The following is a 14,527-nucleotide window of genomic DNA, read 5'->3' on the forward strand; positions in this document are numbered from 1 at the left end:
ATGAAGTATAACAAGGCGATATTGCAAGTGATGTTATGGGGCCTCGTCGCCGTGGTACTGAGCTGCGAGACGGAGAAGATCATTTTTACGGGACCCTATCACGTCCGGTTCAGCGACACGCTGCAGACCTTGAAAGAAAGCCATAGCCAGCCCGTGAAGATCGAAGTTCACCTGGCCGGACCCCAGTTGCAGGACGACGTGACCGCGACCTACTCCATCACCGGCACGGCGCGCGAGGGCATCGACTACACCATCGTTGGCGACCGCGGCAAGGTGAAGCTGACCCGCGAGAGCAGCTTCGGCTACATCACCGTCCAGCTCATCAACAACTCGAACAACATCCTCCGCTCGCAAACGCTGATCCTCACCCTGACCGGCACCGATCACGCCAACATCGGCGTGGGGCAAGACGGCGGCGGCCTCGGCAAGAAATTTATCTTCACCATCCAGGACGACTGCATCCTGGGCGGCAACTACCAGGGCCTGAAAGACGAGTTGTCGGTGCCCGTGGAGGACATCACCATCATCAGCACGGATTGTGAGGAGTATACGCTTTCCAACTGGGATATCGATATCTTCCAGTTCCCGCGCGAACGCTCGCTCAAGTTCATCGACAACGGCGATAACACCCTGACCATTCCCGATCAGAAAGATGCCACCCTGCCGGCTGATTCGGCTACCATCAACGGTTCGGGTTTTGTAGATCCTCAAACGCACGACATCTTCATGAAAGTGAAGCTGGCCGGCTATAAGGGACAACCCGAATTCTCATTCAAACTCATAAGGGACTAAAAGCTGCGCCACATGAAAACACGGAACGTCCTTTTCTACAGTCTCTTGCTCTTGCTGGCCGCAGCCTGCTCGGAGGAAGTGAAACCCATACCCTACACCTACACGCAGCACTTCACGGGCACCACCAGTCGCGCGTGGAAGCTCACCGGCCTGGTGATCAAGCAAGCCGGCAAAGGCGACGTCGTTTTCCGCGAGTCGGACCTTGCCCAGGCGTTGGGCAGTTGCGTGGCCGACGACCGCTACGTGTTCTATGCCAACACGCTGCATACCTATGAAGTGCAGGAAGGCGCCAGCACCTGCAAGCCCGGCGATCCTCAACTTTATTTGACTGATGCGTGGGCATTCTCGAACGCCAACGCCACCCTCGCCTTTATTTTTCCCGTGTTGTCGGACCAACAGCTCCCCTATTTTGTGCGCAGTGCAGACGATACACAGATGGAGCTCGAGATTTTTTTGGATGAAAACAATACCAGTAGCTACCGGATGACCTTCAAGGCTACCAACAACAATTAACGACGAAGAACATGATACGCCGTGTTTTATTTATAGCCGCCTGTGCCCTCGCTTCCCTGCACGCCGCCAAGGCCCAGTCCATCCGCCAATGCGCAACCATGGAGCAGGACAGCATCAACAAGCTTAAATACCCGTGGCGCTCAAACTTCGACGACCTGGAGCAAGTCATCCAGCAAACCCTGCAGCAGGAAGCCCGAAATCCAACCAACGGCAGAACGGAGGACATCATCATCACGATCCCCATCATCGTGCACGTGGTGCACAAAGGCGAGGCTGTGGGCACCGGACGCAACCTGAGCCAGGCACAGATCCAATCGCAGATCGCCGTATTGAATGAAGACTACCGCCGCAAGGTGGGCTCCAATGGCTACAACACGGATCCCCGCTCGGCCGACATCGAGATCGAATTCTGTCTTGCACCGGTCGACCAGCAAGGCAACCCCATGGCCGAACCCGGCATCGATCGCATCGCCAACTCCCAGGATACCTGGACCCGCACACAAATCGAAGCCTTTAAACCTCAAACCATCTGGAACCCGAGCAAGTACTACAACATCTGGACGCTGAAATTTGGCGGTGAAGACGCCAACCTGTTGGGCTATGCGCAGTTTCCCGACAAATCGGGGTTGAGTGGCATCAGCGATGGGGGCTCTGCATCCACCGATGGTGTGGTTGTTCAATACACGTCATTCGGTTCGGCACAGAAGGGCAATTTCCCCATCATGTCGGAACCCTACAACAAGGGCAGAACCCTGAGCCACGAAACCGGCCACTGGCTGGGATTGCGTCACATTTGGGGCGATGGTGTTTGTGCAGATGATTATGTTGCCGACACCCCGCCGGCAAAAGGCCCAAGCCGCGGTTGCCCGGTGACCACACTCGCCTGCGACAACAGCGGGCCCATCATGCCACAAAACTATATGGACTATAGCGACGATGCCTGCATGAACATTTTCACGAAGGGACAAAAGGATCGCATCCGTGCCGTCTTGATCAACAGCCCCAGAAGAAAAGCCCTTTATGAACTGGGCTCCTTGTGCACCCCCATCGACCCAGCCGCTCCTCCCACCGTCAGCTTCTTTGCCGACCGCACGAGCTGTGTGTTGCGCGAAGCGAAAGTGCAGTTCACCAGCATCGCCACCAATTTCCCCACCGACTATCGCTGGTACTTTGAAGGCGGCACCCCCGACTCGTCGCGGGCCGCTAACCCGACGATCCAATACAACGTGGGCGGTGTGTACCGCGTAGCGCTCGTGGCCCGGAACAAGAAAGGCTACGGCGACACGCTGAACATCGATCAATATATCCACGTCTCGAACGAAGGCGTCTGCGGCAGCCTTACCAACTTTGACCCTGCCTACACGCCCTCCATTCTGAACGCCGCCGACTTTGGAAGCTACACCGGCTACCTCACGGGCACCAACAGTACCAAGAACATGGCCTACTCCGAACGCTTCGCCAACGTCTGTGGCTATGCGTATGTGAGCGGCGCCAAGATAAAATTCGCCAACCTCGCCGACGCCCCGGATGATGCCACCGTGACCGTCACCATCTACAACGCCCTGGGCTACCAAGGCGGCCCCGGTGCCGTGCTGGAGCGCAAGGAAGTGTTGCTCAAGCAGGTGAAGGACGACATCGCGAACAACCGCTACACCGAGGTGGTGCTGGACCGCGAAACGCCCGCGGGCTTTGGAAAGCCTTTCCATGTGGGTGTGGAGATAAACAACGATGCGGGCTACAAGCTGGCCATCGTATCGTCGGCCAACAACGAGGCGAATAACTCTACTTCGTGGGTGCAGGATGCCACCGGTGAGTGGCGCCTGATGACCATTGCTTATGGTGCCAACATTGCGATGGATATCGAGCCTATCGTCGGCATCAATCCATCCGTTCAAATATCGGCTTCCAAACTGCTGATCACCCCCGGCGAACAAGTGATCCTCAACGGTCGCGGGGCCACCATCTTCTCGTGGGATTCGAATGATAATGTGATCAATAATGTGCTCGGACCTCAACTGGTCGTGAATCCGACCAAGACCACGACCTATACCGTGAACGGCTCGGGGTTGGATCTGTGTAATGCCACAGCCGATCAGACCATTTATGTCGAGGGAGTGACGGGGGTGGAGAAAGCGTTGGAGACCAGTATACAAGTCCATCCTAATCCTGGGACATCTGTGTTGAATCTGACGATCGATAATGATTATGTCGGGGATATTACGCTGCGGATGCAGTCGGTGTTGGGGCAGGATGTTCATCCGCCACAGCGGTTGGTCAAGGAGAATGCAACGTTGACGACTTCGGTTGATACTTCGCTTTGGCCTTCGGGGTTGTATCTGGTGTCGGTACAGATGGGGCAGCAGGCGGTGGTGAAGAAGTGGATTAAGAAGTGAGGATTCAGGAGCCAGGAGCCAGAATCTTTTTCTCGGCATTCAGTAGCCAGTATTCAGTAGTCAGTATCCAGCGTACGGGGCGAGGAGTTCGGTGCCGCGTCATGTCGCAGGCACACGTTTTTTAAAAATCTACGCCAGTAGTTCAAGACATCCCGAATTCCGAGAGCCCTGAGCCTGGATAACCTGCGCATGAACTAAAACGAACATCGGCAAACACCGATTGTCGCATGCCCGATCTCGAATGCATCACTGCACGGATTCAAGGTGCTTTCCACGGGATTCCTTGGGCCACATGCGAAGCCAGAGGAAGTGTGTGCCTGCGGAATGACGTGATCTGATGAACGCTTAGAGGGTCTTCCGCTCTTGTCCTTTCCCTATTTCATCAACCCATTTTTAAAGGCATAGCTCGCCGTTTGGTACCAGGCAATGGCCTGTTCCTCTAGTGCCTTGTCTTCGGCTGTGGGGGTGAGTTTGTCGCTTCCCAGGGTGACGTTGAAGGTCTCCAGCTTGCGTTGGGGGGAGAGGACAATCATTTTGTTGTCGTGGATGAAGCCCAGGTTTTGATAGGTGCTGATGAAGACGCGCTCGCGGCCGGGTTCGAGTTGGAAGATGTCGTAGCCATAGAATTTGCTGACGTAGGAAAAGTTGAGGAGTCCCAGCAGTGTGGGACCGAGGTCGATCTGGCTCATCATCCGTTCCATCTTTGCCGGGGGGATGTTTGCCGGGGAATAGACGAGGAGCGGGATGTGGTATTTGTTGATGGGCAGTTCAGATTTGCCGGCGCTGGAGGCGCAGTGGTCGGCCACGATGACAAAGACGGTGCTGTCGAACCACGGTTTTTTGCGAGCCTTCCGGATGAAGTCGCCGATGGCGTAGTCGGTATATTTCACAGCGCCTTCGCGTCCGGTGTGCGAGGGAATATCGATCCTGCCTTCGGGATAGGTGTAGGGTCGGTGGTTTGAGGTGGTCATCACGTGCGCGAAGACGGGCTTGTTATTTTGCACGGTCTTGTCGATTTCGCGCATGGCCAGCGTGAACAGGTTTTCGTCGGCCACACCCCAGATGTTTTCGTAGTCAATTTCGTTGTCGGCGAGTTCTTCGCGGTCCACGACCTTGTAGCCGTTGTTGGCGAAGAAGTAGTTCATGTTGTCGAAGTAGCCATAGCCGCCGTAGATGTATTTGGTCTCGTATCCTTTTTCGGCGAACACTCTTCCAAGCGAGAACAGGTTTTCGTTGTTAGGCCGTCGCACGATGGATTGACCTGGCGTGGGCGGCACGCAAAGCGACAACGCTTCGAGGCCACGCACGGTGCGCGTTCCGGTGGCGTAGAGGTTTGTGAAAAACAGGCTGTGTTGTGCCAGCGAATCGAGAAAGGGCGTGATGTTGAGGGTGCTGCCAAAGGCGTTCATGAATTCGCCGCTGAGGCTTTCCACGGAGATGAGCACCACGTTCAGGTGCTTTTCGTCGCCAGTGTGCGCAATGCGACGGCTGATGTCTTCGGGGTGGTCGTTCACGAAGGTGGCTTCGGGCGTGCGGATCATCTCGCGCACATCGCGGAACCCCGTTTCCTGTGACATGGTTTTGTAGAACTGATCATAGCTCAGTTCGTTGTTCAGGTAGGCGGCGAACAGTTCATACATGCCGTTGCCCGAGAGCTCGTTCACATAGGCGTTGTTGCTGAACTGGTGATACTTCGAGTTCACCGTAAAATAAAGCAACACCGGCAACACCGCATAGCCCAGGAACACGACGCTGCGTTTTTTAAACCGCATGGGTTCACCGGCCGGCAGGCGTTTCACGAAACGCGCCAGCGGAACCACAATGAGCGCGCAAAGCACCACCAGTCCGGTGACGATCCAGGCGATGGGATACGACTGCTGGATGTTGCCCAGCACTTCGTTGGTATACACCAGGTAGTCGACGGCGATAAAATTATAGCGGGTATTGAATTCTTCCCAAAAGAACCATTCGGCCACGGCATTGAACAGCAACAGGAAGGTGAACAGCGTGACCAGCACGATCAGCACCACCCCATGCCAGCGCTTTCCATAGATGCGCTGCGGCGCCAGCCATAAGTACAACATCATCGGAATGATGAAGTAGGCGGCATTGACAAGGTCATAGAAAAAGCCGAAGAGGAATATGCCCAGCAAATTGCCCACGGAAACATCGACGTTCGAGAACGAATAGATGAGGAAGACAATTCGGGTGAGCAGGGAGATGCCGACGAGCAACGATACAAGAAGAAGGGCCGTGCCGAATCTTCCGTGAAGGTGCCTGGTGAGCGCACCCTCCTTTAGGTTTGTAATCGCCATGTGTGAAAGAAGCCTGGTATTATTTAGGTTTAGATGCTAAGGTGTTGCAAAAGTAACAATAGTTTTACCCTAAAATAACGATAATTTCATGGCAACCCTACACCCGTCCAGTTTGAGCCGAACCTATCCGGAGGGCTCCTGGTCTGGCGACAAAATGTGCTATTCCCGCTGGGGAAATAAAGCCAAAAAAAAGGATGCCTTTTACAGCATCCCCTCTATACAAAACAGTTCTCCTTTTACTTTTTCTTTTTGGTCGATTCAAAATTGAGCGACGTGGAGTTCACGCAATAGCGTTTGCCCGTCAGCGTGGGGCCATCGTCGAAGAGGTGGCCGAGGTGGGCGCCGCAGCGGGCGCAGACGATCTCGGTGCGGATCATGCCGTGGGAGGTGTCTTCGATCTTCAGGATCTTGTCGCCCGCAAGCTCTTTGTCAAAGCTGGGCCATCCGCATTCGGAATCAAACTTCATGTCGGAGGTGAACAATTCGGCGCCACAGCCGGCGCAGGTGTAGACTCCTTTTTCGTGGTTCAGGTAATATTTGCCCATGTAGGGGGCGTCGGTTCCCTTTTCACGCAACACGTGGTACTGTTCGGAGGTGAGGATCGAACGCCATTCGGCATCCGTGCGTTGGATCACCTTGGCCGTATCTTTTGCGATCTTTTCCTTTTCGACGCGGTTTTGACTATTGCCCGTACAGGCGGCGAACAAGGCGATGGTTACTATGAAAACAAATCGTTGCATGGTATTCTAGTTTATGATCAAAAAACGCTATTCCGGAGTTTTTGGTTTGCCGGAAACTGTCGCGCAACATACATTCCTTTACAATAAAAATGCCCGGCCTCCTACCCTACCTCATCCAAATCCTGGGACCGTGTCACCCTAAACCCAAGATACATCCTAAAAATCCTGGGGAAAAGAAAAATCCCGTCTCCCGGTCATATACGAAGTACGAGCGGAAGCGGGATCTCTCCTGAATAAATTAACTCACCTGATCGCTTAGGATGAACGATAGCCCATCTCGTAAACTGATCTTACGTGAGGCCCCAGGAACACCCGTGCATAGATCCGGATAATAGAAAGGCCGTCGATAATAAAGCTCAGCGACACAAAAAACGCCAGCAGGAACTGATCTTCGTGGATGTGGGTAAAGATCAAGTCCTCGCCGATAAACGTGGGCGTGATGGGAAATCCCGAAACCCCCAAACACGACAGCAGGAAGACAAACGCCAGCTTGGGGTGTTTGTAGGAATGGCCGTGGAATTGGTCCAGGTCGATGTTTTCTTCCAGCGATTTCAGCCACCGCAGACAAAAGTATCCCAGCAATCCGGAGACGAGGATACCACTCAAGTACAGGAGCGTCTGGTCGTACTTGAAATGTTCGTTAAAGGAAATGGCGAGGGCGATCCAAAAGTGATTCACGATCACCAGGATCCAACTCATTTCCACATTCTTTCTCTCCGTGAAAGACTTCAATACCGCGATCAATGCCAGCAGCGAGAAAAAGATGGGCAGCGCCTGGTGTATGGCAGGCGGTATCACCTCTTCGCCATACAAGCTGGCCACGCCGATGAGATAGGCCGGCACAAAAAATAATATTACGCGCCCCACCGTGAGGAAGTCCAGACCGCGACCAGCCCACTTCAACGGGTTCCAGAGATAGCGGTACATGAACGAGTCGAGGTTCCATTCTTTCAAACACAGTATGTACAGCGTGTACTGCATTTTCTTGGGGAATGAATCTTCGATCGAGGGAGCGTGGGGCGTGAAGTTGTAGAACTGCTCGCGGATGAGATAGGTCACCACGGAAGGCGATACCAGCAATTGATAGGTTCTCAGGAAAGCATTGCCGGCAAAGTGGAACAAAGCCAGTCCGCTGAAGCCGGCGGCGATCTCGATAAAGATCAACCCGATCTGGGCAATGGACGCGTAGGCGATCTGACTTTTCACCGACGACTGCACACGGGCGATGCCTGTGGTGATCACACTGGTTACAAAGCCCAGCAGGCCGATGAGGATGCGCACCGAAAGCTGGTGCTCCCAGAACGGAAAGGTTCTCAACAAAAGGAACACACCCAAATGCACGGCAAGTGATCCATAGAAGATGGCACTCGAAGGCGTAGGCCCTTCCATGGCGCGCGGCAGCCAGGAGGAGAACGGGAGCTGTGCCGATTTGGCTGCGGCCGAGATGAGGATCAACAGGGAGATGAGCACCCCTACCCAGCTGTGGCGTTGCAGGTGTTCGTGCACCAGCTCGAAATTGCTCAGCCTCGCAAAGGTGACGTTCTCGTGCCACAGGTGGTGCATAAGCCACATGGCCAGGATCAGTCCCACGTCGCCAATGCGATAGATGGAAAACACCTTTACGGCATTTTTCACGGGCAGGTAGCGATCGCGATAGAAGGCGATGAGCAGGAACGAAGAAATGCCCAGGATCTCCCACCCCACAAACAGTGTCTCCAGGTTGCCGGAAAAGATGGTGAGGTTGTAGCCAAAGTAGAAGAACAGGATCGTGTTAAAGAACCGTTTGTAGCCCGTCTCACGGTGCAAATAGTAGCGGCTGTAGATCGTTACCAAAAACGTGAGGAATGAGCCTACAAACAAGTAGGTGGCGGTGACCCGGTCGAAATAAAAGTCGATGAAGAATTCGTAGCCCGTGGTTTTGAAAAGCACGATGTCTTTCAGATCATACGAAGGCATGTCGTCGATAAACCAGTAGACGGCAAAGACGAGGAAGCTCAGCAAATGCAGCCCTACCGTGGAGAACGCCACACGCGACATGAGGGTCTCCAGCTTGCCCGGGATCAATAAGCTCACTATGAACCCCGCCAGCGGAATCACGATAAAAAGTTGTAGAAGCGATGTCATCATGCGGGGGCTTAGGTAAGGGAGTAAACAGGAAGATTGTCGTGATGCGTCTCGATCATGGTCGTGACGTCGGGAACAACGTCGACCTTGCTGAGCAAGGGTTTATATACGGCAAACTTACCTTCCTTGAACACAGCGATCTCGCGTGTCTCTGGATTGACGGCCGCCAGGTATACCCACGCGTTGATGAACCATTCGTATACTTCGGGGCTGCGCTGTATGACATCCAGCAGCAGTTCAGGAAACTGCTCCACGATGACCATGAGCCGGATCGGGTCGTGCACCTCGATCATTTGGCTGGGCAGACCGGGACGAAGGTCGCCGTCGATGCCGTTGGCCACGCCGAAGAGTCCCATCACGTTGTGGGGTAGTTTGGTGCCGGCGCCCATCTTCTGGTTGTCGGTGCGCGAGAAGAAATACTCGAGGTTGATGCCCCCGCATACGGGGCCTACGGGTTTCATTACGTTGTGGAGAATGTCGCCTTGCGGGTCGATCTGGTAGTCGTAGGAGTTGAGGAACGAGCGGCGGTCGAGGAAGACATCTTTGGTCAGGCTTCTCCGGCCGATGACACATAGCGCATTTGTGGCGTGGTTCAGTTCGGGGCGCGGTTCGAACAGTGACACGGAGCGGATTCTGACTCTTTCATGGATCTTCATCGGACTCTGTGTGGTCGGGATGGACTCGAATCTCCTGGAGCGTTCCTTGGCGTTGTAGTCCAACGCATTGGCGAACACTACTTCGTGCTTGCTGTGCTCTTCGGCGTTCATCCTGGACAGCGACTCTTCATCAAAGAACATGATCTCGTCGCGTGTGGTGTCGTGGATCCCACCCACAAATTGCGTGGTCTCGGGGATGGCGATGCCGCGGCCGGCCAGCGCCTTTCTCACCTCGGGGTGATTGGCCATGGCGCAGATCACGCGGGCGTTCACCGAGCCGGCTCTACCCGAGCACGCGCCGCAGTCGTAGGCGGCATAGTGCGGGTTGTTGATGCTGCTGGAACCGTGGCCAACCACATACACCAGCGGAGCAAAGTCTTTCACCAACCCGATGCTTTTCAACAGACCCTCCAGGCGGTTGGTCATCTCTTCGATAGTAAAACCGATCTGCAGGTCGTTCTCGCGGTGGTCCAACCCTTTGTTCTCGATGGTCAGCCGCGACATTTTATCCATATGCTTGAACGACGAGGCCGTTGCCGGGCTCATCGACGGGCGGAAAATGTTTATGAACAGTCTGAGGGCCGACCAGAATCCCAACGTCTGGGATATGAGCCAACCGCTGTAGAAGTTATGCGAATGCTTGGAGAAGTGTACATCTTTTTCACGCTTGCTTTTTTTCGAGCCCACTTCCTTGATCAGGTACTTGGGTGTGACGGGGGCGGGACACAACTTGGTGTAGAACTTGCCATCTTCGGGCTGGTAGTAGAATTCCACGCCAAAGAAGCCGGGTGTTCCAAAGGTCTCACATGCCGGATCGAATTTTTCCAGGTAGCGGCGGAGCGAACATTCGCGATCGTCGATACAGAACATGGCCTGGAAGCTTTTGTGGTCCGATGCCGGTTTGGGATGTTTGGGAAACTGTATGCCTTCCAGCACCTCATCGTAGTAGGACCACTCGTAGGCTTCCTGCAGGATGTTGAGCACTTCGTTGTACTCCGTGTTGGGCACGGGTGCAAACAATCCGATGGGAGGACTTTTTATTTTGGTCGCCAGTGGCGTCCAGTTGGCCACCCCGAAGTGCGTGTCGAGGGCGTCGATCTCCATCAGCAGTTCGAGCACGATCAGGTCGTGCAGGGAGATCTGCCGGTGGTCGAGCAGCGTTTGGGGTTGGTCTTCGATCTGCGATACCATGCCTGACCATCCCTGGTGTCCAAATTGTTGATCGTATAAATATTGCGTATAAAGCGACTCGTCCCCGACCAGAACTTTCAGCAAGTCGGCGATCTCGCACGATGTCTTCAGGAATACTTCTCTTGCACGGCTCCGGTGAAAGAAGCTGGCCAGGCTGTTGCGTTCCATTTCGCGCAACGCCGAAAGAAAGGTTTTATGACTGATGGGAAAATCCCAGATGGAAATGCCCTGGTCAAGGTAACTGCACAACGTACGGAAAAGGACCGGCTGCACCAGGGAGTCGAGGTCCATGCGATATTCTCTTTTCCAGTTGGCGCGCAGCTGGCCAATGCGGGGAGAGGTGTTGTTCTCGTATGCTTTGATGAGCGCTTTCTCTTTCCATGCTGCCACGGCCGACACGCCGTGCCGCTGCGTGATGATCATCTCCAGGACATCCTCCCGGATTCTTTCAGAAGCATAGGCCGCCCGGTATTCATCCAACGTGAGGCCCACTTTGTAGCCGAAGATCTCGGTTGCGCTGCGGATCGCCTTTTCAAACTTCAGTTTCTGGAATGCGTGCAGGGTGTTGTGGTGGATGAAATCCTTGAGCGGGGCTTGAGCAGGCAGGTAGTGCTTCAGGTCGTGAAGTACTTCATGCTCATCGAAGAGAGGATTTTGATGCATAAGCGTTGCGTAAAGCAAAATTTGTGATGACCGTAAACCCAGGGGGAATAAAGAATGGGACCTCCTGCGGGAGGTAGTCAACAAAAAAGACGCTTAGATCAAAAGGGACCCCGTGGCGAGGTACAAGGGCATGGTAGTGGCATGACCACAAACGCTGACCGCGTCATAAAAGCTGTGGGATGAGGACTCGGCGATGGTAAACAACCCGGTGTTGTCGACAAGTCCGATAAAAAAAAGATTACTCTGTATTTCAGGTGTGAAAACGTTCTCCTCTTCTTTTTCTTTTTCTTCGAAGGTGAGGTCGATCCATTTGCAGGCCGGGGCGAGTTTTTCTGCCAGGGCGAAGCCTTCAACCTCGTAAAAATAGTGAAGAGCGGCCAGGCTGTCGGAAACGATGGAGGAGATCATAAAGAATCCCACCAGGATGCTCGCCAAAAGTCTGATGTGATTCGATTGCTTCATAAGAACCGAAACAAATATAAAAAAATTTACAACATATCAAATAGCTACCAACAGCGTCAGCACGCGATCCTTGCAACATGAAATATCCTCTTTCCCGGTTGGAAGGACCACATTTTCAATCCTTCTCACTCTAAAATATACTCTCGGCGGGCCTTCCCACCGGGAAATCAGATAAAGAGCGGTCTTGAAAGGCCCCCACCTTTCGCGGCCGCTTCGTGTTTTAGATGAAGCGGCCGCGGGAAAGTCACAGGCGGATATAAAAAAAATTTGGCCCCGGTTATTGCAGGGTTTCCTTCACCATGCCGCAGGTCAGCATTTTGTCACCGAAATAGGGGTTTTTGATGGCCTTGTCGTTGGAGAGCCAGAAAGCCCCCGCGTTGTTGTTGGCCATGGGGCAATAATCCACATACAAGGTGCCCGACGACAGTTTGGCGCCTTTCACCAGCTTGGCCATCTCATTGCTAAGCGAGGAGAAAGCCAGGCGCTGGGCATCGAGGGTGGCTGCGGTGCTCACTTTCGAAGCTTCGGCAGCGGCGCTTTTCGCGGAGGCTACGCCGGCCAGTTTCTTTTGAAGACTCGTAGCCGCCGTTTTGGCGTCGGCACTTTTGGAGGCGATGAGGGCATCTTTCACCTTCACATATTCCTGATACGCGTCCCCGATGTTCTTATCTACAAAAGAAGGCGCTTGGGCAAAGGCCGTGGCGCTCAACACCAGGGCAACGAAAAGGAGCAGGGATGTTTTCATACGTGTTACATTTTGGAGGTTATACATGATTATCTATTATTTACGATTTCACTATTTCAGCAGGTCACTAAGCTGGTCGAGCATCTTTTCTCCGGTCTGTACGGCATCCGTGATCTTTTGTTCGTTAAAATCGCGTTCCGTTGTAAACGATTTAAGATGTTGGTCAAACTCCAGCATGAGCTTTTTGACATTCTTGTCGGGCGATTTCGCCGCCTTATCCCGCAGCACCCTTATTTTCTCTGCATCGGAAATACCTTCCCGCAATTTCTCAAAACGAATGCCACTGTTTGCGCCCGGGTAGACCAGGAAACAATCGCCCGCGGCCCACGATCCGTGGCGTGCATCGCGGGTGGGATCTTCAGGCCATGCATCATAGGCCCATCGCAAAAATCCATCGTAGCCATAGGCGACGGCATACCAACTGATCCACCGGCCTTCGATGGGCGGAGAGAAAACAAAGTTATTCGGCTTGGCCGGATTGCAGCAGACGTAATAGGTGGACGAGGCGCCTCTCGCCGCACGTTCGGCTGCCTCTTTCATGCTGGGTTCCTTTCCAAAGAGGAAAGAATAGTCGCTCAGCAAAAGATCGAGTTCTTTGTGCCAATCGCCGGCGTAGGTGATCCTCCAGTCTTTTGAATGATCCTTCACCACCTGGATGGCCGCCAACGTCTGTTTCATTTCACTTTCGTTGATGCCGATATACGTTTTCTCAAACCATCCCTTGCGTTGCAGGTGGGTCTTCAGGTCGGTCAGGAAAATATTCCAGAAGGCTTTGTATTCTTTTGAATCGGGTGCCATGATCGCATAGGCGTAGTTCCCTGTTTTCCCATCGCGATAGCGAAAGCGATTTCCCCAGGGCACCGGCGAATAGATGGTAATGGCCTCGTCCACGCCTACTCCCATGGCAAGCTCTACATATTGATCAAAAATGTTGTAGTCAAATTTCCAGCTACCATCTTCTTGTTTGGTCCAGTCGATCATCGTGTCTTCGATCCGGAATGAATTATCGGCCCAGGGTGAGTGCACCGCATAGGTAGTGATGTACTTTCCACCGGCATCGGCATAGAGCTTCATGTGTTTTTTCAACAACAGTTTGTGTTCCTCCGACCAGGGCTCAACATGATTGTACCAAGCCAGCACCCAGGGATTTTGCCAAAGATCAAGTCTGAATTTCCATTCGGTTGGGGGAGGCAAGGTGGGGGGCTGCACTTTTATCTTCAGCGTGAGCGTAGCGTTGTAGCGATCTGTTTTTACATCGATCGTCCCCTGGTATGCTCCTGGTTCGGTGCCCGGGGGCACTTCCAAAGAAAGCCATACCGGGCGGGACGTACGGCCGGGCAGTTGAAATCTTTCAAACGGCTCGAATCGATCGGGCATCAGGAACACATCCCTGTAGGGCGAGGGACCGCAGTCCAGGTTGCCGTCGCCATAAGGATAGTTCGACAGCACATAGCGCACGAGGTTAAGTTTGATGTTTTCCCGCTTCAACACGGCACCTTTTGGACCCACCAGGTCGTGCAGGACAAACCTCACCTGGTCCAGAGTGTCTGGCGACCAAACGACCAGCGTTGTATTGAGGCGCTCGCCCCTCCACCCCGCTTGTTCCCACACGAGGGACTCGGGCTGCAGGTCGGGCACTTCACTTCTGAAATAGAGTTTATCGGTCGAGGCAAAGGAGATGTGCAAGCCCGGCTTCTCTTTTGTCCAGCGTTGCGGATCTACGGAGGTATCAAAGGTATATTCATCCTGGTAGTGGCCGTCAGGCACGACCACCTTCGACGCCTCTATCCGGCCTTTATATGCCTGGCTAAAACCAATCGTCAGAGAAAAAAGAAGCAGAAAAATGAGCGCTGAGATTTTTTGCATGATGCATTAAAGTTAAAATGAATGAGGCGTTTCTTTTTTATGACGTCCGCCAAATTTACATTATTCA

Annotated in this window: 10 protein-coding genes; 3 read left to right on the forward strand and 7 right to left on the reverse strand. The window is 53.6% G+C overall.

The window, feature by feature from the left end; translation table 11 throughout:
- From BUB30_RS05525 to BUB30_RS05535, 3 genes are read left to right on the forward strand one after another with little or no spacing between them, the layout of a single operon-like run.
- Positions 1-792 (forward strand): hypothetical protein, encoded by a 792-nt coding sequence (locus BUB30_RS05525; protein ID WP_084137915.1) that lies wholly within the window; start codon positions 1-3, stop codon positions 790-792.
- A 12-nt stretch (positions 793-804) separates the two neighbouring features.
- Positions 805-1,305: a hypothetical protein gene (locus BUB30_RS05530; protein ID WP_073131798.1), complete on the forward strand. Its 501-nt coding sequence runs from the start codon at positions 805-807 to the stop codon at positions 1,303-1,305.
- An 11-nt stretch (positions 1,306-1,316) separates the two neighbouring features.
- Complete coding sequence (locus BUB30_RS05535; RefSeq protein WP_073131800.1) at positions 1,317-3,698, forward strand: M43 family zinc metalloprotease; 2,382 nt, start codon at positions 1,317-1,319, stop codon at positions 3,696-3,698.
- Positions 3,699-4,072: 374 nt separating this feature from the next.
- On the opposite strand, the gene BUB30_RS05540 is transcribed toward BUB30_RS05535, so the two are convergent.
- The 7 genes from BUB30_RS05540 to BUB30_RS05570 form a co-directional block, all read right to left on the reverse strand.
- Positions 4,073-6,013: an LTA synthase family protein gene (locus BUB30_RS05540; protein WP_073131801.1), complete on the reverse strand. Its 1,941-nt coding sequence runs from the start codon at positions 6,011-6,013 to the stop codon at positions 4,073-4,075.
- Positions 6,014-6,249: 236 nt separating this feature from the next.
- The gene (msrB, locus tag BUB30_RS05545; RefSeq protein ID WP_084137916.1) at positions 6,250-6,753 is read right to left on the reverse strand and encodes a peptide-methionine (R)-S-oxide reductase MsrB; all 504 of its coding nucleotides are present in this window, start codon (positions 6,751-6,753) and stop codon (positions 6,250-6,252) included.
- 255 nt (positions 6,754-7,008) lie between these two features.
- The gene (locus tag BUB30_RS05550; protein WP_073131803.1) at positions 7,009-8,877 is read right to left on the reverse strand and encodes a proton-conducting transporter transmembrane domain-containing protein; all 1,869 of its coding nucleotides are present in this window, start codon (positions 8,875-8,877) and stop codon (positions 7,009-7,011) included.
- Positions 8,878-8,888: 11 nt separating this feature from the next.
- Positions 8,889-11,387: a YbcC family protein gene (locus BUB30_RS05555; RefSeq protein WP_073131805.1), complete on the reverse strand. Its 2,499-nt coding sequence runs from the start codon at positions 11,385-11,387 to the stop codon at positions 8,889-8,891.
- Between the two features lie 93 nt (positions 11,388-11,480).
- Positions 11,481-11,849 carry a hypothetical protein gene (locus BUB30_RS05560; protein WP_073131806.1) on the reverse strand — a complete coding sequence of 123 codons (369 nt, stop codon included), beginning with the start codon at positions 11,847-11,849 and terminating at the stop codon, positions 11,481-11,483.
- A gap of 277 nt (positions 11,850-12,126) precedes the next feature.
- On the reverse strand, positions 12,127-12,594 hold the full coding sequence (locus BUB30_RS05565; RefSeq protein ID WP_245804033.1) for a DUF3347 domain-containing protein: 468 nt from the start codon (positions 12,592-12,594) through the stop codon (positions 12,127-12,129).
- Between the two features lie 51 nt (positions 12,595-12,645).
- Entirely contained in the window at positions 12,646-14,460 is a 1,815-nt protein-coding gene (locus BUB30_RS05570; protein WP_073131809.1) for a DUF4091 domain-containing protein, read from the reverse strand.
- Between the last annotated feature and the right edge of the window lie 67 nt (positions 14,461-14,527).

Source organism: Chryseolinea serpens (assembly GCF_900129725.1).
GTDB classification, from domain to species: Bacteria; Bacteroidota; Bacteroidia; order Cytophagales; family Cyclobacteriaceae; genus Chryseolinea; species Chryseolinea serpens.

What these genes read in the sequence shown, in the direction of transcription:
- BUB30_RS05555 (WP_073131805.1), bottom strand. Translation starts at nt 11,387, where the DNA reads ATGCATCAAAATCCTCTCTTCGATGAGCATGAAGTACTTCACGACCTG.
- BUB30_RS05565 (WP_245804033.1), bottom strand. Translation starts at nt 12,594, where the DNA reads ATGAAAACATCCCTGCTCCTTTTCGTTGCCCTGGTGTTGAGCGCCACG.
- BUB30_RS05535 (WP_073131800.1), top strand. Translation starts at nt 1,317, where the DNA reads ATGATACGCCGTGTTTTATTTATAGCCGCCTGTGCCCTCGCTTCCCTG.
- BUB30_RS05525 (WP_084137915.1), top strand. Translation starts at nt 1, where the DNA reads ATGAAGTATAACAAGGCGATATTGCAAGTGATGTTATGGGGCCTCGTC.
- BUB30_RS05530 (WP_073131798.1), top strand. Translation starts at nt 805, where the DNA reads ATGAAAACACGGAACGTCCTTTTCTACAGTCTCTTGCTCTTGCTGGCC.
- BUB30_RS05550 (WP_073131803.1), bottom strand. Translation starts at nt 8,877, where the DNA reads ATGACATCGCTTCTACAACTTTTTATCGTGATTCCGCTGGCGGGGTTC.
- msrB (WP_084137916.1), bottom strand. Translation starts at nt 6,753, where the DNA reads ATGCAACGATTTGTTTTCATAGTAACCATCGCCTTGTTCGCCGCCTGT.
- BUB30_RS05540 (WP_073131801.1), bottom strand. Translation starts at nt 6,013, where the DNA reads ATGGCGATTACAAACCTAAAGGAGGGTGCGCTCACCAGGCACCTTCAC.
- BUB30_RS05570 (WP_073131809.1), bottom strand. Translation starts at nt 14,460, where the DNA reads ATGCAAAAAATCTCAGCGCTCATTTTTCTGCTTCTTTTTTCTCTGACG.
- BUB30_RS05560 (WP_073131806.1), bottom strand. Translation starts at nt 11,849, where the DNA reads ATGAAGCAATCGAATCACATCAGACTTTTGGCGAGCATCCTGGTGGGA.